Genomic DNA, 19,202 nt, shown 5'->3' with positions numbered 1-19,202 from the left:
TTTCACTTCCTATCGTATTAATTCACCATGTCTTGTTTTGTAAATACTGCAAAAGCAATAATGAGTGATACAGCTGCCCATATCGTGAGATTCATTAACGAAAAACTCATCGACAATCCTTGCAGCGCTGGTAACTGTCCTGATAAATAATCCGTTAACGATAAATTGACACTAAAAATATATTTTGCACCTTCCCAGGACGTTGCAAAATTATTTAAGATACCTCCAGCAATTAACGCTGCCAGCATAATTCCCATACCAGCTGGTGTATTGCGAATCAGTACTGAAACCATAAATGAGATTGTGCCAACAACAATTGCTACAAACCAAGCAAGTCCGTAAGCCATAACAATGTATTGCCACTGCGGAATAAGATGCACAAAACTTGTGTTTAACGTATCTTTCTCCGTAATAAACCCTGTCAGCACCGGCAAATTCCACCCAGCATAACCAAATACAATGCCTGATAACACATAGGAAAGAACAGAGGCAAGCAACAAAATAAATGAAATAAACAGCACCATCGTCACATATTTACTTAAAAGAATTTTCCAGCGCCGAATCGGCCGAGTAAGAAGCATTTTCATCGTGCCATCGCTCCGCTCTCCCGATACAATATCAATGGCTACAATCATGATAAGGAGCGGGATAAATAACGTAATTCCTTGTTCAATAAACATACGTACAAATGTCGGGGCTCCTGGCGCACTTGGATTAATATTGTGATCTAAATAATATTGTTGCTGCTGCACTCTTACCTTTAACCACGCTTTCCATTCTTCGGGAAGACGCGAATTATTTAAACGGTTTTGTGAATCAACGATTTGCTGCTGTAAGGATACCTTCCAATCACTCGTACCAAGACGCTTTACAGTCGTCTGTACTTCTCGGTACTGTGCATAAACAAAAATCGGAATTAAAATCGCCAAAATGAGCATGACTACTACAATACGTTTCTTTCGATATATTTTCTCCGCCTCATTATAGACGAGGTTCGCAAATTCACTCATGTTGCTCCCCCTTTGTCAGTTCCATAAACAGATCTTCCAATGTAAATACAACTTGTTTTACACTATGAACGTCTACAGCATGCTCAACTAACTGCTTATTATAAAAACTTACACATTCTTGACTCATGCGGCATAATAGTCGTCCTTCTTCCACGACAAGTTCTGTCACTTCACCCGACTCTTCAAGCAACGCTTTCGCTTTATCAAGCGGCGTCACAATCCACTCCACGCGGTCGCTTGCTTGTTTCACTAACTCTTCAACTCTTGCTACCGTAATTACTTTTCCTTTATTAATAATCGCCACGCGGTCACAAATCATTTGTACTTCACTTAATAAATGGCTGGAAATAAATACGCTCATGTTTTCTTCCTTCACAAGTGTATGCACAAATTCACGAAGTTCTCGAATACCAGCCGGATCAAGACCATTTGTCGGCTCATCTAATATAAGGAGTTTCGGACTGCCAAGAAGAGCTTGTGCAATCCCAAGACGTTGCTTCATCCCAAGTGAATATGTTTTCACTTTATCGTGAATGCGTTCATCAAGATGTACCATTTTGACAATTTCCATAATCCGCTCATCGGAAATTCCCCCTAACATACGGGCAAATTGCTTTAAATTTTCAAATCCCGTTAAGTATGTATACAATTCAGGGTTTTCAACAATGCTTCCAATTTGCCGCATCGCACCGCGAAAATTTTCTTTTATGTCATAACCACCAATTGAAATACTTCCCTCTGTTGCTGTAATGAGACCAACAAGCATCCGAATCGTCGTTGTCTTCCCTGCTCCATTTGGTCCTAAAAATCCAAATACTTCTCCTTGCTGTATATCAAATGATACATCTTCAACGAGCGTTTTTTTCTTAATAACCTTCTTTAAATTCCGGACAGATAGGACCATCGTCATTTTTTCTCACCTCCAGCTAGTTCTAACTGACTAACAACGTTTTGTAATAAACGATCTGCTATCAATGTATAGCCAGTTTCATTCGGGTGGAAGTGATCAGAATATAATAAATCCTTACCGCGATTTTGGAACATATCAAACGTTGGAACAACGTATACATTTGCATAACTAAGCGCAAGCTTTTCTAATGATCCGTTCCAATCGACAACAATTGGAGACGAGCCTTTTAACTCTTCTACATCTTCAAATGGATTATACAAGCCAATCCAAAAAATCGGACTGTTTGGATTTAAACTCCTCAGTTGTTCCAAAATTTTCTTTGCATTAGCTTGAAATGTTGCGGTATCAGGACGATATGTCGTTAAATCTAAGTTTCCAAGTGATTCCCATCCTGGAAATAAATCATTTCCGCCAATTGTCAAAACAAGCACATCCGCTTGCTTAATTGCATACCCGGCACCGCTGCTTTCCATTTGTTTTAATAAATCTGGCATTTTCGCACCGCTCACCGCCAAGTTTGTGAGCGCTACCTTTTGTTTGTATTTTGTTTGCAGTTCATTCTTCATCCGTCCAATATATCCAATACCTTCTTTATCTCCAACACCACGTGTTAACGAATCACCTAAGCTAACAACTTGCAATGTTTCCTTTTGTTGTTTCCCTTTAGCTTCTTTTTGCACGGCAGGAGTTAGCTTAGAAGTTTTCGGATTTAAAACATCACTCACACTAGTAATAAATCCGTATGCAAATAAACAAAAAGACGCTAGTGCAACGAATAAAATAACTTTCACAAATTTCGGTCTCACGCTATCCCCCCTTATAGATTGACCATATTATACCAAACAGAAATTTGAAAAGCGATTTTCCTCCTCTTATAAAAAAGCACAATCATTTTAATTAAGATTGTGCTTTTCGTTTATGTTGTCAGTCTTTCCGTTAACTTCGCAAATAACTCAATTCGTTTTACTTCTGCTTCTCTATTCATAATTTGGTCGTGCAAAATTGTAAATGCACCTGCACCAACTTCCACACTTGAATGAGCAATGGTTGTAATATCTAATATTTCTGCAACCTGCTGATCATCGCACCCAATAATTGTGAGATCCTCTGGGATGGAAAGACCGCTTTTTTGAGCAGCTGTTACAATCCCAGCTGCAATATGATTACAAGAAACAAGAAGAGCTGTTGGACGCTCTTTCATACGAAGTAATGATTGAACAATCCGAGCCCCATCTTCTACTGTAAAACAGTCTACAAATTGCCACTCTTCTTGCGGCGTAACGTAAATAGATGATAAGGCATCTGCGTAAGCTCTTTTTCGATTTTGGCTATTAAAACTATCACTTCGTCCAATGCAGTAACCGATTTGTGTATGTCCCTTTTCTATTAAATACTCCATTCCTAAAGCAAACGTTTTGTAGTGATCAATATGAATACTAGAAATTGTATTGGATATCGTATCTTCACACGTCACAACCGGGCCAAATGTTGCGTACTTTTCAATCTCCTTACAAGCATTTATTTTCGAACATATAATAACCCCGTCCAATTTTTTCATCTTTAACATATTCAAAACTTCTATCTCTTTATCAGCGTTATAACCCGTTTGACAGAGCATCATATTGTAATTATGCTTTGCAGCCTCTCTTGAAATACCTTCTATAATGGCGCTGTAATACTGATTATTGACGAACGGGAGAAGCACACCAATCGCATTGGTTCTTCCACGTACTAAATGAATCGCATTTGAATTTTGCGTGTAATTTAACTTTTCAATAATGGCTAATATCTCTTTTCGTTTCTGTTCATTTACATAAGGATGATTATTTAAAACGCGAGAAACAGTAGAAATCGAAACCCCTGCCATTTCTGCGATTTTTTTTATATTTGACATCATAACACCTCCTTCTCCCATATTACCGCATACAAAAAAATTTAGAAATGCCCCTTGACCTGGTAAGCTTTCCACATTATATCCTGTGCTAGCAGACGAAATAAGAAAGGATTGGCGTTGCATTATGAATCTTAAATTAGAGCATATCTTTTTCATAGGTGGATTACTCTTACTTTCTCTCGGAATCAATATGATGACAACCATTACTTCATTTGGCCTTAGCCCATATGATTCCCTTTTCATTGCTTTATATCAAAACTTTGGTTTAAGCATCGGCTCTTGGATGTTTATTATTAATTTGATTTTTACTCTTATCGTACTTTGTATGAATCGAAAGCGTATTACAATTGGGACAATCGTGACGATGGTGCTAATCTCTGTCTTTGTTGATATGATTGGCTCAGTTACAGTTATAATGGATGGCATTCGAGCTCTTCCAAAGTATATAACACTCATATGCGGAAATGTATCTGTCGGCGCAGGTATTGGTATCTATGTTTCATCACAGCTTGGGACTGCACCGCAAGAAGCATTTGTATTAACAATCTCGGAAAAAACAAAATGGTCCTTTCAAAAAACTGAAATTTCTCTAGCTTGTTTATTTCTAACTGCTAGTTTCATGCTAAATGGTCCTATTTATTTCGGCACCATTATTCTCTCTTTTACAACTGGCTGGCTCATTCAAACATTTATTCAAGTTGGTACAAAAGCATTACAAAGCTGTCGTACGCAAGAAGCCCATTGAAAGTTATATACTTTCAATGGGCTTTTGTTGTTCATATATAATATGAATCCCTTCGTTCACAACTTGAAGCTTTTCTACTACGCAATGGCTGAAAATCGATTGCAGCCATATCTTTACTTCTTCAGCACTTCCTTTTTTCACATAACAAAGCACAGTTGGCCCAGCGCCGCTTAAAGAAACACCATATAAATTTTGATGTTCTAATTCTTGAAGCTTTTGCAGTTCTGGTACGAGCTCTTTACGGTATGGTTCATGAAACATATCCTGTTTCATCATTTCACCCGCAAGCACCCAGTCCTCTTTACATAAAGCCGCTACAAGTACATTAGCAACACCGCTGCCGCGAATGCCGTCCATATACTGTAACGTACTCGGAAGCACGTCCCTCGAATGAACTGTTTTTAGTTCATATGAAGGAATAACCGCTACAAGTTCTATATCATAAATAGGTTGTGACAAAAATGAAATATCTTTTCCATCATATGTTCCTATCATAAGTCCGCCATATAACGCTGCTCCAACATTATCGATATGCCCTTCCATTTCCGTTGCAATCAATAGCTTTTCTCTTCTAGATAAATGTAATCCGCAAAGCTGATTCGCAAGTTCAATCCCCGCAATAATTGCCGAAGCACTACTTCCAAGTCCGCGTGCTAATGGAATATCACTGTCTAGATGAAGATGACAATAAGGAAGCTCCTTATCGTAACGAGCAGCTGCCTGGCGCGCTGTGTGAATGAGCAAATTCTTCTCATCTTTTGGAATCCCTTGAAGAATCGTTGTTTTTGCCGTACACTCCCAGCTAGAATGTGAACATACATCTACCGTTAAATATTTACTTACCGCAAGACCAATTGAATCAAAGCCTGGCCCAAGATTTGCCGTACTAGCTGGCACACGAATTGTAAACATAGGAGCCGCCTTCATCGAAGGGCAGCTCCTTGAATATGCTCAAACACAATCTTTTCATCATTTGGCAACACAAGTGGCTGAATTTTTTTCGTATCAATTGCAATGTTAGGGTCCTTTAAACCATTTCCTGTTAAAACAGCAACAATACTACTTCCTGTTGTTATTTCTCCTGTTTGTACTTGCTTGTAAATTCCAGCAAGCGATGCACAAGAAGCAGGTTCCGCAAAAATCCCTTCATACTTAGCAAGCCTTTCATATGCCTGAAGAATTTCTGCATCTGTTACCTCATCAATTTTCCCATTTGAGTCATGTGCAGCAGCGACGGCTTTATCCCAGCTTGCCGGATTCCCAATACGTATTGCAGTAGCAACTGTCTCCGGCGCCTCAATTTTATATCCACGCACAATCGCCGCCGATCCTTCCGCTTCGAAACCACGCATTTCTGGTAATCCTGTTCCATGCTTATCGTTATATTCTATAAAACCTTTCCAGTACGCTGTAATATTCCCCGCATTTCCAACTGGAATGGCTAAAATATCAGGCGCCTTTCCAAGTGCATCACAAACTTCAAATGCTGCTGTTTTTTGTCCTTCAATGCGATATGGATTTACTGAATTCACTAGGGTAATCGGCGCTGCATCGCTAAGCTTTCGTACCATCTGTAAAGCATGATCAAAGTTCCCATCAATACTAATAATTTCAGCCCCGTACATGACTGCCTGCGCTAACTTGCCGTAAGCGATTTTTCCATTTGGAATCAGAACAATGCAAGATAAACCTGCGCGCGCTGCATAAGCAGCTGCCGACGCAGATGTATTTCCTGTTGAAGCGCAAATAACCGTTTTGCTGCCAGCTTCTTTTGCTTTTGCTACAGCCATAACCATCCCGCGATCTTTAAAAGAACCCGTCGGGTTTGCACCTTCTACTTTCGCGTAAACAGAAACACCCCATTTTTCTGAAAGGTTCTCTAATAAAATCAGTGGTGTATTTCCTTCTGATAGTGAAAGCGACGGTGTTTGCTCAGTAATCGGTAAGTACTCTTTATAAGCAGCAAGTAATCCGTTCCACATTAGCGAGCATCTCCTTCAATACGGTAGTTTGCTTTCACACAATCTACTTCTTCATACGTCTCTAGTGTTTCTAGAATGTACGTATAATCTGCAAGGGATGCACGGTGTGTAACAATAACAATCTCAGCTGCTCCTTTCTTTTGTAATGGCATTTGAATAATCTTTTCAAAGCTTACGCCGCGTTCAGAGAATAGCGATGTAATTTTCGCAAACACCCCTACTTCATCCTTTACATGCAGGCGTAGAAACTTCTTCACGTAAATTTCGTCTTCTGCTTTTAATACTTTCTCATATTGCGGAGTTACTGCACTATTTCCTGTTACACCAAGGCGTACATTTTTCATAACCGCTACTAAATCAGATACAACAGCTGTTGCTGTTGGCAAACTTCCCGCACCTGGTCCGTAAAACATTGTTTCTCCTACCGCTTCACCATATACATATACTGCATTATATTCGTTTTGAACAGCTGCAAGCGGGTGTGTATTTGGTAACAATGTTGGTTCTACCGTTACCTCTAATTTTTCACCATCACGCTTAGCTACACCAATTAACTTAATTGTATAGCCTAGACTCTTACTATACGTAATGTCCTCCTCCGTAATAGATGTAATTCCTTTTACATTCACATCATGAAGTTCTACATTCGTAGAAAATCCAAGTGTCGCTAAGATTGTCATCTTTCGTGCCGCATCTAAACCTTCAACATCCGATGTTGGATCTGCTTCTGCAAATCCAAGCTGCTGCGCTTCATTTAACACGTCGTCATACGCTCTCCCTTCGTCAGACATTTTTGTCAAAATAAAATTTGTTGTTCCGTTCACAATGCCCATCATTTTTGTAATCCGATCAGAAGAAAGGCCCTCCACAATGCTTCGTAGAATTGGAATACCACCGGCTACACTTGCTTCATAAAACAAATCTGCTTGATTTTCTTTTGCTACAGTAAGAAGTTCTGCACCGTGAAGTGCCATTAAATCTTTATTTGCTGTGACAATGTGCTTACCGTTTTGCAGCGATTGTAAAATATATGCTTTTGCATCTTCTATACCGCCCATCACTTCAATCACAACATCAACATCTGGATTATTTATAATTTCATTGGGATTTTTCGTTAATAATGTAGGGGTTACTTGGACCTCTCGTTCTTTTTCTAAATTTTGTACTAATACTTTTGCCACTTTGACAGGACAACCGATTTGGTGCGCTAAACGATCTTGATGATCTTCAATAATGCGCACCACGCCGCTTCCTACAGTTCCAAGACCTAATAGGCCGACTTGAATTTCGTTCATAGTACTGTCCACCCCTCTAAAAATTGTATTTAGGTGCCATTATATAAGTTAAAATTACAAAAAACAATATATTTAGAACATTCTGAATAATAAAGATCGTTCTTTACAAAGAAAACGTTACCAAGTGTTATGCACACCTTCCTTTACAAAATATACGGGGTTTCCTGATACACATAGTAATTCAACCAATTTGAGAATAGTAAATTTCCATGGCTACGCCACTTTACTACTGGTTTTTCTAGAGGATCGTCATGTTTAAAATAGTTTTTGGGAATAGGAATATCCAGTCCTCTTTGCTGATCACGCTCGTATTCTTGCTTTAATGTCTCACAGCTGTATTCACTATGACCAAGAACAAAAATATGCTTTCCATCTTTATTCATAACGATATGCACACCGGCTTCTTCAGATGTCGCTAACAAATCAAGCTCCTCTACTTTTTGAATATCAGATGCACGGACTTCTGTATAACGAGAATGCGGTGCAAAAAAGTTTTCATCAAAACCGCGTAATAATTTCACATGCTCCTGCTGCACTTCATGCTCAAATACCCCAAACATCTTTTGCTCTAGCAAATATTTCGGAACGCCGTAGTGATAATACAATCCAGCTTGTGCCCCCCAGCAAATATGAAGCGTTGATGTAACATGTGTCTTCGAATAAGCCATAATTTTCTTCAGTTCTTCCCAATAATCTACCTCTTCGAAAGTAAGTGTTTCAACCGGAGCACCCGTAATGATGAGCCCGTCAAATTTTTCTCCTTCAATATCATGAAATGTCTTATAAAAGCTTGTTAAATGCTCCTGAGTTACATTTCTTGATGTATGGGACCCCATATGAAGTAAATGGACATCGAGTTGAAGTGGTGTATTTCCAATTAAACGAAGCAAATGCGTTTCTGTTTCTTGTTTTGTTGGCATTAAATTTAAAATAGCAATCTTCAAGGCACGAATATCTTGCGTTTCTGCTCGCTCTTTCGTCATCACAAAAATATTTTCATTTTGTAATACTTTACGAGCTGGTAAATCTTTATCAATGATGATCGGCATACTGTTTTCCTCCAGAAAGTGCTGCTTTTAAATCAGCAATAATATCCGCCGCATCTTCAATACCAACCGATAATCGAATTAAATCAGGCGTTACACCTGCTAAACGCTGCTGCTCTTCTGTAAGCTGACGATGCGTTGTGCTTGCAGGGTGAATGACACAAGTTCTTACATCTGCAACATGCGTCACCAATGTGGCAAGCTTCACATCTTTAATAAACTGTTTAGCAGATTCAAGACCTCCTTTTACTCCAAATGTCAAAACACCACTCGCACCTTTCGGTAAATATTTTTGCGCCAATGCATAATTTTCATTATTTTGAAGTCCAGGATAATTGACCCAATCAACGCGCTCATGCTGCGATAACCACTGTGCAACAGCTAATGCATTTTGACTATGTCGCTCCATACGAAGATGCAACGTTTCTAAGCCAATATTGCTCATGTACGCATTGAATGGGCTCATACAATTTCCATAGTCTCTTAATAACTGTACACGAGCTTTCACAATGTATGCTGCTTGCCCGAACTTTTTCACATAGTTCACACCATGATAGCTCGGATCTGGTTCAACAAATTCAGGAAATTTACTCCAATCGAAATTTCCCCCATCAATGACAATGCCGCCAAGTGAGCTTGCATGACCATCAATATATTTCGTTGTAGAATGAACAACAATGTTTGCACCATGTTCAAATGCATGACATAAATACGGTGTCGCTAACGTATTATCCACAATAAACGGTATTCCAAGCTCTTTTGCCGCATCAGAAAACTCTTTAAAATTCAGTACATTCATCGCAGGATTTCCAAGCGATTCCGCATACACAAGCTTTGTTTTCTCATTTGCGAGGGCAACAATTTCATCAGCAGATAGGTTTGGATTAAAGAACGTAACCTCAATCCCAAGCTTCTTAAGACTAACTGCAAATAAATTAAATGTACCGCCATATACTGTTGATGAGCAGAGCAAATGATCGCCGCTGTTACAAATATTTAATACCGCTAGCATAATCGCAGCTTGCCCTGATGCGGTTGCAACCGCACCAACACCGCCCTCTAACTCTGTCAACTTCTGCTCAAATGCCGCAAGTGTCGGGTTGCCGATACGCGTATAAATATATCCTTCTGCCTCCAAATTAAAGAGAGCCGCTAAATCGTCAGAAGTGTCGTATTTATACGTCGTACTTTGATAAAGCGGCAAAACACGCGGTTCACCATTTTTCGGCGTATAGCCACCTTGCACGCAAATCGTTCCTTTTCCCCATGATTCTCCCATTTCCCAAACTCCTTTCTTTTATATAAAATAAAAAACTGCTTCTTTCCTAAATAAGAAAGAAGCAGCTTAGATAAACGCTCGCCATGTAGCCTTTCTTATCTTTCAGGAAATACCTGCAGGATTTGGCACAATTCCGATTTACGGCTGTTGCCAAGGTTTCATAGGGCCCGTTCCCTCCACCTATTCTTGATAAGACTTATGCAATTACCGATGATTTTATAGAAACTATTTCCTCATGTCAATATATTTTTCTGAATATTTCTAAAGTATTTCATTAACTGTTTTATTCCCTCTACCGCTGAACTTTACCAAATAAAGAATATTCTGTAAAATTAAAAGTATGAATGATAACTCATTCATAAACCAATAGGAGGCGATAGATACATGAAAGTCGGAGAAATTTTAACTTTTGAAAAATCATTTACGAGAGAGGATGTAGAGCTATTTAGTAAAATTTCTGGTGATGCTGGTGAACATCATGTTGTTCCAGATGAACATGGACGCGTAATGGTACAAGGATTACTCGTTGCAACATTACCTACAAAAATTGGCGGCGATTTAAATTTTATTGCAAGAGATGTGGAGCTTACTTTCTTACGCCCAGTCTTTACCGGAGATACTGTTCGATGTGAAGTCACACTTATTCATCATGAAAAACAAGCAGATCGAATAATTGCTGTTTCAAAGGCAGAATGCTTTAATCAAAATGGTAAAAAAGTATTGGAAGGATCCTTCCAAGGAATTATTCGTCAATAATTTGAACTACCCCCACTTATCGGCCAATGCCTCTTGAAGTGGGGGATTTTTCATTCCTTACTGATTAAAAAAACCGCCCAATCAGGCTTTTGACTTCCCCGCCTATCTTCTTTAGAAAAGCAGAAGCGGCTCGCTCAGAATCGCAGGACGTTGGAGCACCCGACAGAGAGGCGCTTTTTGCCTCGTCCGAGGGAGCGAAACGACCGGGGATTCTAGCCACTAGAGCTGGACAATGAAGAAAAGTGGAAGTGGCTCGTTCAGAATGTGAGGGGGATGGAGCTTCTGACGTAGAGATGTATTTTACCTCGTAGGAAGAAGCGAAGCCACCGAACATTCTAGCCACTGGAACTGGACAATACCTTCTCTCTAAATCTTGAGGTGGAGGTCTTACTGCCCACAAATAGCGGGATAAATTTGAAAAAATACAGGAAATGTTCTATTTAAAGGCCAAAAATACATTTAAAAAACCTTACTTACTATGTAAAATGAAAGAGTTATATTTAATTCATTAGGATAACCTTGAAAATGCTATTTTTCACAACGCTACTTATACAAATGTTTCCACATCACTTATTATAAAGTGATATTTTTTCTTTATGGGGATTAAAAACTTAACTTAATAACTATGTTGCTGCACTCCTGCACATTTTTCATATGAATTTCAAATAAAATTCATATAAATCCTTTAATATTAAACACTATAGGTAATTCTCTATCTTTTATATAAATTACTCTTCAGTAAGTCTTTTTACAAAAATGTAAAAAAGAGCTGTCATAACATATATAAGTATAATTATTCTCGTATCAGAATCTCTAAATTTTTCATAACAAGAATGTAACATAAAGGAGGCATAAAAATGACTATTAGAAGAGGCATGCATTCTTTACTTATCATGTACGGTATGTTTCTAGGTTCTATAGTTGGTGCTACAGTCTGGTTATTTTTAGTTACCACAAATGCTGGAATTCACTTTATTTGGGGATATTTACCCAAAGAATTTTCATTACCACCTTATTATACAATTTGTGTAACAATGATTGGCGGTGTTCTTGTCGGACTGTCACAAAAATACTTCGGTACATACCCGCGTTTAATGCCAGAAGTAATGGGCGAATATAAAAAAACAGGTAGAATTGAGTATAGTTTTGTACATAAATCTACGTTAACAGCTATTATTGTTTTAATATTTGGTGCAAGCTTAGGACCGGAAGCAGCACTTGTTGGAATTATCGGTGGACTTTGTACGTGGGTTGGGGATCGTTTTCATTTCGCTTTAAAAGGAATGAAGGGATTAACTGAAATTGGAATTGGTGCTACTTTAAGTGTTATTTTTAATGCGCCATTATTCGGTTATTTAGCTCCGAGTGAAAATGAGAATAAACCAATTGACGAAATTTCCAAAGGAAAAAAAACTATTGTATATCTCGCTACTACTTTTGCTGGTTTTTCTGTTTATTTATTACTTAGTAAGTTTGATAATCGAGGATCTTTTATTGTTGATTTTGGGAAAGGGTCTTTTTCACTTCAGGAATGGATTGCCTTTTTACCTCTGATTTGTATAGGAGCTGGTGTAGGCTATTTTTATTTCAAGATAGAATATATATTTGAAAAAATCGTTCATCCTTTTCAAGAATATAAAGTCACATTGGGAATTATAGGTGGCATTCTTTTAGGGATTGCCGGAACTTTACTACCCTACACAATGTTTTCAGGAGAACATCAATTAAAAGACTTAGTCCATGAATGGACAGCATTATCATTTTGGATGCTGCTTCTTTCAGGAGTTTTAAAATTATGTGTAACGGCAGTCTGTTTAAGTACAGGTTGGCGTGGTGGACATATTTTTCCGATTATATTCGCTGGTGCAAGTATTGGATATGCTGTGGCTACTGTCATACCGTTAGACCCAGTTGCTTCTGTAGCTATTGTGACAACAGCCATTTCAAGCTATGCAGTACGAAAACCAATCGCTATTACATTATTATTACTTATGTTCTTCCCAATTAATTTATTGTTACCAATGATTGGAGCTGCAATGATTGGTAATCTTTTTCCACTTCCTAATCATAATGGGAATAAACAAGAGGAGATGGAACAAAAATAAAGTAAGAAAATAAACAAGCAGTACTACCGCTATAAAAGCGTTGGTACTGCTTGTTTTGTTAATTAAAACATATTTAACTACTTTCTTTTTTCGCTTTGTACTTCCTCATAACATTGATATAATAATTAAAAATGTAGTTTTCATTCTATCACCCGAGGGGGCTTTCACAATGTCATTAAATAAAGCACTTACAATTGCTGGATCGGATACGAGCGGCGGCGCTGGTATGCAAGCAGACTTAAAAACATTCCAAGAGCTTGGTGTATACGGTATGACAGCTCTTACAACAATCGTAACAATGGACCCGCATAACGGTTGGGCACATAACGTGTTCCCAATTCCTGCGTCTACATTAAAACCACAATTAGAAACAACAATTGAAGGCGTTGGCGTTGATGCATTAAAAACAGGTATGCTTGGCTCTGTTGAAATTATTGAACTTGTTGCTGAAACAATTGAGAAACATAATCTACAAAACGTAGTAGTAGACCCAGTTATGGTATGCAAGGGCGCAGATGAAGCACTTCATCCAGAAACAAATGACTGCTTACGTGACAAACTCGTTCCAAAAGCTTTAATTGTAACACCAAACTTATTTGAAGCGTATCAACTGAGTGGCGTCAAAATTAGCTCACTTGAAGATATGAAGCAAGCTGCTGAAAAAATCCATGCTTTAGGGACAAAATATGTACTTATTAAAGGCGGTAGCAAGCTAGGAACAGAAAAAGCAATTGATTTATTATACGATGGAGAAACATTTGATATTTTAGAATCTGAAAAAATTGAAACAACATATACGCATGGCGCAGGTTGTACATATGCTGCTGCAATTACAGCAGAGCTAGCTAAAGGAAAATCTGTAAAAGAAGCAGTTCAAGTAGCAAAAGAATTTATTACAGCTGCTATTCTTCATTCTTTCAAATTAAATGAATATGTAGGGCCAACACATCACGGTGCATATCGTAAATTTAGCGCTGGAAAAGAACTTGTATGAAAAATAAAGTCGCCATACGTGGTGACTTTATTTTTTATGAATGACTCTTTTAATAAAATATCGTTTAAGAGTTGACCCCCAACAAAAATAAAGGAAAGAATAATAGTTGTATGAATAAATAGTTCGTCTCTCTATATAAGTTAAAAAAACGACCTAAAAACCCCTTTCTTTTTAGGGGAGGACGAGAGCATCTGGTCGTGCATAGAAGCGGTCAGGGCCTTTTCCTGCCACATGCGAGGTTTAAAACAAAAGGAGGAAGCAGGGTACAGGTTATATTGTATTCTGCATAATAACGACTTATATGTCGAAAAATTAAAATGGATTTATATAGTATAAACATATACCTGGCCTTTCTACAACTTATGTTTCACGTGAAACTTTCAAATAAAAAAAGAGCGAAATCTCGCCCTTTTTCACTATAACCTCGCTAGCAACATCTCGAAACTTTACCACCCTTTGCATTAAATCTTGCCTCTTGTGCTTCAGAAAAAAATTGTTTTCGAGATAATACTTTCTCATTTGGATGGTATTGTTTCATATGCGCAACATACTTTTCATAACTTGGTACACCAACAAGCAAACTAATAAATTGTTTTCGATATCTCCACATGTTACTGATTGTTTTAAGCATAATGCTGCGCCTCGCTTTCATCACGCGGAACATACGCTGCTTCTTTTAAAGGCGTTGCTTTATTATTCAATACTTGTATCCATATTCTAATAGACGATATTAGTACCGCGATCACAACAAGCATAAAAATTCCACAAAGTGCCGCATCAATATAATCATTAAGAATAATTTGTTTCATCTGTGCTACGTTTTTCGCTGGTGCTAACAGTTTCCCTTTATCTAGTGTACTTTGGAATACTTTTGCATGAGAGAGGAATCCAATTTTCGGATTTTCATGAAATAACTTTTGGTAGCCCGCTGTCATTGTAACAATCAGTAACCATGTTGTCGGCACGAGTGTCACCCAAACGTATGCCTTTTTCCCCATTTTAAACAAAACAGTCGTTCCCAGTAATAATGCAATCCCAGCTAACATTTGATTTGCGATTCCAAAGAGCGGCCATAACGTATTAATACCGCCAAGTGGGTCAATTACCCCTTGATATAAGAAATATCCCCATCCTAGTACACAAAGTGTTGTTGCAACAATATTAGAAAACATTGAATCTGTTTTTGCAAATGGTTTATAAACGTGCCCTAAAATATCTTGAATCATAAACCGACCAACACGCGTTCCTGCATCAATCGTTGTTAAGATAAAGAGCGCTTCAAATAAAATTGCAAAGTGATACCAAAATGCCATTAATGCTTTTCCGCCAATTACTTGAGAAAAAATTTGAGCCATCCCAATTGCGAACGATGGTGCCCCGCCTGTACGAGATAATATCGTTTGTTCTCCGACGTTTACAGCCAGTTCCTTCAACTCATTTGGCGTCACAGTAAAACCCCAAGAACTAATTACTTGTGCTGCCTGTGTTACATCTGTTCCAATGATTGCCGGTGGACTATTAATTGCAAAGTATGTACCTGGTGTTAGTACACAAGCTGCAATCATTGCCATTGCTGCGACGAATGATTCCATAAGCATAGCACCGTAACCAATCGGCTGTGCATGTCCTTCTCGCTCTATCATTTTTGGAGTTGTACCAGAAGAAACAAGCGCATGGAAACCGGATACAGCTCCGCAAGCGATTGTAATAAATAAAAATGGGAATAAATTCCCTGCAAATACCGGACCCGTTCCATCAATAAATTTTGAAACTGCCGGCATTTGTAAATTTGGCGCAACAATTATGATGCCGATCGCTAATCCAACAATTGTTCCAATCTTTAAAAACGTACTTAAATAATCACGCGGTGCAAGTAATAACCAAACAGGCAATGCAGAAGCGATAAATCCATAAATGACTAGCATAATAGCAATTGTTTCACCTTTAAATGTAAACATAGTCGCAAGCGCTGGATTTTCCGCTACATATTGACCTGCTACAATCGATAAAAGAAGTAAAATAATACCGATAACTGAACCTTCTCCAACATGACCTGGGCGAATGTAACGCATATATACACCCATTAAAATAGCAATTGGAATGGTTGCTGCAATTGTAAACATTCCCCATGGACTTCCTACAAGCGCTTTTACCACAACAAGAGCTAATACCGCTAATAAAATAATCATAATGCCTAAAATCCCGATCATTGCAATAAAACCTGTTACAGGACCAATCTCTTCCTTAATCATTTCACCAAGTGACTTTCCGTTGCGGCGCATAGATGCGAACAAAATCACAAAATCTTGGACAGCTCCAGCTAAAACAACTCCAACAATAATCCAAAGTGTTCCTGGTAAATACCCCATCTGTGCAGCCAAAATGGGACCAACTAATGGACCAGCTCCAGCAATTGCAGCAAAATGGTGTCCAAATAAAACCCATTTATTTGTTGGAACATAATCTTTCCCATCATTCAAAAGTTCTGCTGGTGTTTTTCGATTGTCATCCAATTCAAAGACTTTCCTTGCAATAAATTTACTATAAAACCGATACGCAATAGCATATACAGAAACAGCAGCAACAAGTAGCCAAACCGCATTAATGGTTTCACCGCGAGATAACGCTAACACAGCAAATCCCACTGCCCCTAAAGCCGTAATCACACCCCAAAGTAAAATAGACTTCCATGCTTTCAAACATAATCCCCTCCTATTGTTATGTCCTAGAGGGAATTGTACTAAATTTTCAGAATAATTAAAAATAATATTCCTTATGATGAATATTTCCTAATTTAACATGACCAAATTCTTCCACGACCTGCTACAATTCAATTTTATTTCGAAGCCGTTTTACATAATTTCGGCTGACAGGAATTGGTTGATTATCATACCTTTCCAAATATAGATTATACGTCCCGTTATAATAAGGCTTTAATTCTTTCACATAAATAACATTAATAAGATAACTTTTATGCACACGTAAAAAATCATATGCCGCTAACTTACCTTCTAATTCTTGTAATGTATATGTGGAAATATATTGATTACCATTTGTATAAATAGAAACTGTTTTATTTTCTTTATTCTTGCTTATGTATACAATATCATCTGGAAGAATATATGAAATTCCTTCATGACTCTCGATAGGAAGCTTTTGCAATCGATTCTTCACTTGTTTTATTTTTTCTTGCTCAATACTATGCAGTAAAAATTGCAAGTCTTCCTGTTCAAATGGTTGCAACAAATAATAGAAAGCATGGAAACGAAATGATACAATCGCATCTTTTATATTATTTCCTGTGAATATAAATTTTGTGCTTAACGTTAATTGGCGCAGCAATCCTGCAACTTCAAATCCTGTTCCGTCTGGCAAATGTGTATCTAAAAAAATAAAATCTGGCGTATGCCTTTTCGCTAGTTGCAATGATTCCATTCCCGATTTCGCTTCAAAGCATTCCAAATTGTTTACATGTTCTGTGAAAAAATCTATTAATTGACCTCTGTTTTCTTCTCTTTCATTTACAATTAAAATTTTCATGTCTGCCCAACCACCTAATCCTTTTGTCCATACGCCTTGTTGTATACATTCGCTTTTTTAGAAATAATCCCTTTTTACAGGCCATTTTTCTATCAAATATACCATATCTTTGTCAGAAAACAATGAAAAGGAAGCTATACACAGCTTCCTTTTCATTATACTAATTCTCGTTGTTTTGTTTCCTGCCCAAGCACAAGTACAGCAAGAACACCTATTACAATGGCCATACAAAAGATTGTAAAAATATAAGAGAGCGAAGCATGTGTAGCTACAAGATAACCAATTAATAATGGCCCTAAAATACCACCAATGCGCCCAAATGCTGCTGCCATCCCAGCTCCTGTACCACGAATAACGGTTGGATACTGCTCCGGTGTATATGCATACAATGCTCCCCAAGCTCCTAAATTAAAGAATGAAAGCAACATTCCTGCAATCATTAGGGTGATCACTGAATCTGCCGCTCCAAAGAAATATGCGCTACATGCCGTTCCAAGTAAGTATGTGATTAACACAAACTTACGGCCAAGACGTTCAATAAACCAAGCGGCCGTAAAATAACCTGGAAGCTGTGCAAATGTCATAATCAATACATATTGAAAGCTTTTAATTAAACTAAATCCTTTTAGCACTAATACACTTGGAAGCCAAAGAAACATTCCATAATATGAAAATACAACACAAAACCATAAAATCCAAAGCATAATGGTCGCTCGTCTGTACTCCCCTGACCAAACGGCCTTTATGTTTGCAAATACAGATTGTTTTTGTTTTACTTTTTGAAATTGCGGTGAATCAGGTAAACTCCATCGTAAATATAGTGCATAAAAAGCTGGAAGTGCACTTAAAACCATCGCTGTTTGCCAACCATATGTTGGAATAATAAAATATGAAATGAGAGCAGCAATTAACCAACCACCAGCCCAAAAGCTTTCTAACAAGACAACGATTTTCCCACGTTCATGCGCTGCAACACTTTCAGATACAAGTGTGGATGCAACAGGAAGCTCTCCTCCAAGCCCCATTCCAATACAAAAACGAAGTATAAGAAATACGGTTAATGTTGTTGATAAAGCCGTTAACCCACTTCCAACGGAAAATAATAATAATGTAATAATAAAAACAGATTTGCGTCCGATTTTATCTGCTAATATCCCAAATACGAGCGCCCCGACTGCCATTCCGATGGAGTTAATACTACCAATCCATCCCATCTGCTGTGCACTAAGCTGCCACTCTTTTTGCAAAGCAGCAATAATAAATGAAAGAATCCCAACATCCATTGCATCAAATAGCCAACCTAGCCCAGCAATTCCGAGAAGCTTTCGATTCGAGATTTCTTTAAATTTCCCCACTATAGGCCCTCCTCAATACAGATGTCTTTACATCACATTTTACATATGTATACCGTATAAGTAAAACAATTTATACGTAAGAATAATCATTACTCATATGACTCTTATCATTTCCACAAAAAAACACCTCATACATAGGCGTTCTTCAATGAATAGACGAATTCTCCCTGTAAAAAGGTGACTCTACAAATAGCTGTGTGAACTACCCACCACTTAACGACCTTACGGTCTGTTTGAAGTGGGGGCTTCAAAAGTCAAAAGACTTTCTCTTTTATTGCTAATTCATCCACA

The 19,202-nt window shown here is 37.9% G+C and carries 17 protein-coding genes, 1 pseudogene and 1 riboswitch; of the genes and pseudogenes, 4 read left to right on the top strand and 14 right to left on the bottom strand.

Annotated elements, in window-relative coordinates:
• Window positions 1-17: 17 nt before the first annotated feature.
• The 4 genes from ACIGHG_RS07245 to ACIGHG_RS07230 form a co-directional block, all read right to left on the bottom strand.
• Window positions 18-1,010 carry an ABC transporter permease gene (locus ACIGHG_RS07245; protein ID WP_336471838.1) on the bottom strand — a complete coding sequence of 331 codons (993 nt, stop codon included), beginning with the start codon at window positions 1,008-1,010 and terminating at the stop codon, window positions 18-20.
• On the bottom strand, window positions 1,003-1,920 hold the full coding sequence (locus tag ACIGHG_RS07240) for an ABC transporter ATP-binding protein (RefSeq protein WP_336471837.1): 918 nt from the start codon (window positions 1,918-1,920) through the stop codon (window positions 1,003-1,005). Before ACIGHG_RS07240 ends, ACIGHG_RS07245 begins: the two co-directional genes overlap by 8 nt.
• On the bottom strand, window positions 1,917-2,726 hold the full coding sequence (locus ACIGHG_RS07235; protein ID WP_336471836.1) for an SGNH/GDSL hydrolase family protein: 810 nt from the start codon (window positions 2,724-2,726) through the stop codon (window positions 1,917-1,919). The genes ACIGHG_RS07240 and ACIGHG_RS07235 overlap by 4 nt, the downstream gene beginning before the upstream one ends.
• A 110-nt stretch (window positions 2,727-2,836) precedes the next feature.
• A complete protein-coding gene (locus tag ACIGHG_RS07230) occupies window positions 2,837-3,814 on the bottom strand; it encodes a LacI family DNA-binding transcriptional regulator (protein ID WP_396547815.1) in 978 nt (325 codons plus the stop codon).
• Window positions 3,815-3,935: 121 nt separating this feature from the next.
• Between ACIGHG_RS07230 and ACIGHG_RS07225 the strand changes: the two genes are divergently transcribed.
• On the top strand, window positions 3,936-4,559 hold the full coding sequence (locus ACIGHG_RS07225; RefSeq protein WP_396548051.1) for a YczE/YyaS/YitT family protein: 624 nt from the start codon (window positions 3,936-3,938) through the stop codon (window positions 4,557-4,559).
• Between the two features lie 3 nt (window positions 4,560-4,562).
• Here the strand turns inward: ACIGHG_RS07225 and thrB are convergent, their stop codons facing one another.
• From thrB to ACIGHG_RS07200, 5 genes are all read right to left on the bottom strand, one after another.
• Window positions 4,563-5,486 (bottom strand): homoserine kinase, encoded by a 924-nt coding sequence (thrB, locus tag ACIGHG_RS07220; protein ID WP_336471835.1) that lies wholly within the window; start codon window positions 5,484-5,486, stop codon window positions 4,563-4,565.
• Window positions 5,483-6,541, bottom strand: a complete 1,059-nt coding sequence (gene thrC / locus ACIGHG_RS07215; RefSeq protein ID WP_396547813.1) for a threonine synthase — start codon at window positions 6,539-6,541, stop codon at window positions 5,483-5,485. The genes thrB and thrC overlap by 4 nt, the downstream gene beginning before the upstream one ends.
• A complete protein-coding gene (locus tag ACIGHG_RS07210; protein WP_090916215.1) occupies window positions 6,541-7,836 on the bottom strand; it encodes a homoserine dehydrogenase in 1,296 nt (431 codons plus the stop codon). The genes thrC and ACIGHG_RS07210 overlap by 1 nt, the downstream gene beginning before the upstream one ends.
• Before the next feature lie 143 nt (window positions 7,837-7,979).
• Window positions 7,980-8,885: a homoserine O-acetyltransferase MetA gene (gene metA / locus ACIGHG_RS07205; protein WP_396547811.1), complete on the bottom strand. Its 906-nt coding sequence runs from the start codon at window positions 8,883-8,885 to the stop codon at window positions 7,980-7,982.
• Window positions 8,869-10,161 carry a bifunctional O-acetylhomoserine aminocarboxypropyltransferase/cysteine synthase gene (locus ACIGHG_RS07200; RefSeq protein ID WP_396547809.1) on the bottom strand — a complete coding sequence of 431 codons (1,293 nt, stop codon included), beginning with the start codon at window positions 10,159-10,161 and terminating at the stop codon, window positions 8,869-8,871. The genes metA and ACIGHG_RS07200 overlap by 17 nt, the downstream gene beginning before the upstream one ends.
• Before the next feature lie 92 nt (window positions 10,162-10,253).
• Window positions 10,254-10,357: riboswitch (SAM riboswitch) on the bottom strand.
• Window positions 10,358-10,545: 188 nt separating this feature from the next.
• Between ACIGHG_RS07200 and ACIGHG_RS07195 the strand changes: the two genes are divergently transcribed.
• From ACIGHG_RS07195 to pdxK, 3 genes are all read left to right on the top strand, one after another.
• The gene (locus tag ACIGHG_RS07195; RefSeq protein WP_090916221.1) at window positions 10,546-10,917 is read left to right on the top strand and encodes a hotdog family protein; all 372 of its coding nucleotides are present in this window, start codon (window positions 10,546-10,548) and stop codon (window positions 10,915-10,917) included.
• Window positions 10,918-11,774: 857 nt separating this feature from the next.
• A complete protein-coding gene (locus ACIGHG_RS07190) occupies window positions 11,775-13,022 on the top strand; it encodes a chloride channel protein (RefSeq protein WP_336471831.1) in 1,248 nt (415 codons plus the stop codon).
• Window positions 13,023-13,191: 169 nt separating this feature from the next.
• Window positions 13,192-14,016, top strand: coding sequence for a pyridoxine/pyridoxal/pyridoxamine kinase (pdxK, locus tag ACIGHG_RS07185; RefSeq protein ID WP_396547806.1), 825 nt, complete (start codon window positions 13,192-13,194; stop codon window positions 14,014-14,016).
• Window positions 14,017-14,054: 38 nt separating this feature from the next.
• On the opposite strand, the pseudogene ACIGHG_RS07180 reads toward pdxK, so the two are convergent.
• The 5 genes and pseudogenes from ACIGHG_RS07180 to ACIGHG_RS07160 all read right to left on the bottom strand — a co-directional run.
• Window positions 14,055-14,132: pseudogene (locus ACIGHG_RS07180) on the bottom strand (LytS/YhcK type 5TM receptor domain-containing protein); the annotation flags it as partial.
• Window positions 14,133-14,443: 311 nt separating this feature from the next.
• The gene (locus ACIGHG_RS07175) at window positions 14,444-14,647 is read right to left on the bottom strand and encodes a YbdD/YjiX family protein (protein WP_090916228.1); all 204 of its coding nucleotides are present in this window, start codon (window positions 14,645-14,647) and stop codon (window positions 14,444-14,446) included.
• Window positions 14,640-16,715, bottom strand: coding sequence for a carbon starvation CstA family protein (locus ACIGHG_RS07170; RefSeq protein ID WP_336471830.1), 2,076 nt, complete (start codon window positions 16,713-16,715; stop codon window positions 14,640-14,642). Before ACIGHG_RS07170 ends, ACIGHG_RS07175 begins: the two co-directional genes overlap by 8 nt.
• A gap of 124 nt (window positions 16,716-16,839) precedes the next feature.
• The gene (locus ACIGHG_RS07165; RefSeq protein ID WP_396547803.1) at window positions 16,840-17,556 is read right to left on the bottom strand and encodes a LytR/AlgR family response regulator transcription factor; all 717 of its coding nucleotides are present in this window, start codon (window positions 17,554-17,556) and stop codon (window positions 16,840-16,842) included.
• Between the two features lie 155 nt (window positions 17,557-17,711).
• Window positions 17,712-18,911: an MFS transporter gene (locus tag ACIGHG_RS07160; protein WP_090916233.1), complete on the bottom strand. Its 1,200-nt coding sequence runs from the start codon at window positions 18,909-18,911 to the stop codon at window positions 17,712-17,714.
• Window positions 18,912-19,202: the final 291 nt, after the last annotated feature.

Source organism: Bacillus sp. NPDC077411, from assembly GCF_044543425.1.
Taxonomy (GTDB): Bacteria; Bacillota; Bacilli; order Bacillales; family Bacillaceae_G; genus Bacillus_A; species Bacillus_A bruguierae.
The sequence above is the reverse complement of the archived record's forward strand: the minus strand, read 5'-3'. Positions and strand labels throughout refer to the sequence as shown.

Bases quoted from the DNA above. Each gene is read 5' to 3' on its own strand.
- ACIGHG_RS07190 (WP_336471831.1), top strand. From the start codon at position 11,775: ATGACTATTAGAAGAGGCATGCATTCTTTACTTATCATGTACGGTATG.
- thrC (WP_396547813.1), bottom strand. From the start codon at position 6,541: ATGTGGAACGGATTACTTGCTGCTTATAAAGAGTACTTACCGATTACT.
- ACIGHG_RS07245 (WP_336471838.1), bottom strand. From the start codon at position 1,010: ATGAGTGAATTTGCGAACCTCGTCTATAATGAGGCGGAGAAAATATAT.
- ACIGHG_RS07175 (WP_090916228.1), bottom strand. From the start codon at position 14,647: ATGCTTAAAACAATCAGTAACATGTGGAGATATCGAAAACAATTTATT.
- ACIGHG_RS07230 (WP_396547815.1), bottom strand. From the start codon at position 3,814: ATGTCAAATATAAAAAAAATCGCAGAAATGGCAGGGGTTTCGATTTCT.
- metA (WP_396547811.1), bottom strand. From the start codon at position 8,885: ATGCCGATCATCATTGATAAAGATTTACCAGCTCGTAAAGTATTACAA.
- pdxK (WP_396547806.1), top strand. From the start codon at position 13,192: ATGTCATTAAATAAAGCACTTACAATTGCTGGATCGGATACGAGCGGC.
- ACIGHG_RS07165 (WP_396547803.1), bottom strand. From the start codon at position 17,556: ATGAAAATTTTAATTGTAAATGAAAGAGAAGAAAACAGAGGTCAATTA.
- ACIGHG_RS07210 (WP_090916215.1), bottom strand. From the start codon at position 7,836: ATGAACGAAATTCAAGTCGGCCTATTAGGTCTTGGAACTGTAGGAAGC.
- ACIGHG_RS07240 (WP_336471837.1), bottom strand. From the start codon at position 1,920: ATGACGATGGTCCTATCTGTCCGGAATTTAAAGAAGGTTATTAAGAAA.
- thrB (WP_336471835.1), bottom strand. From the start codon at position 5,486: ATGAAGGCGGCTCCTATGTTTACAATTCGTGTGCCAGCTAGTACGGCA.
- ACIGHG_RS07200 (WP_396547809.1), bottom strand. From the start codon at position 10,161: ATGGGAGAATCATGGGGAAAAGGAACGATTTGCGTGCAAGGTGGCTAT.
- ACIGHG_RS07195 (WP_090916221.1), top strand. From the start codon at position 10,546: ATGAAAGTCGGAGAAATTTTAACTTTTGAAAAATCATTTACGAGAGAG.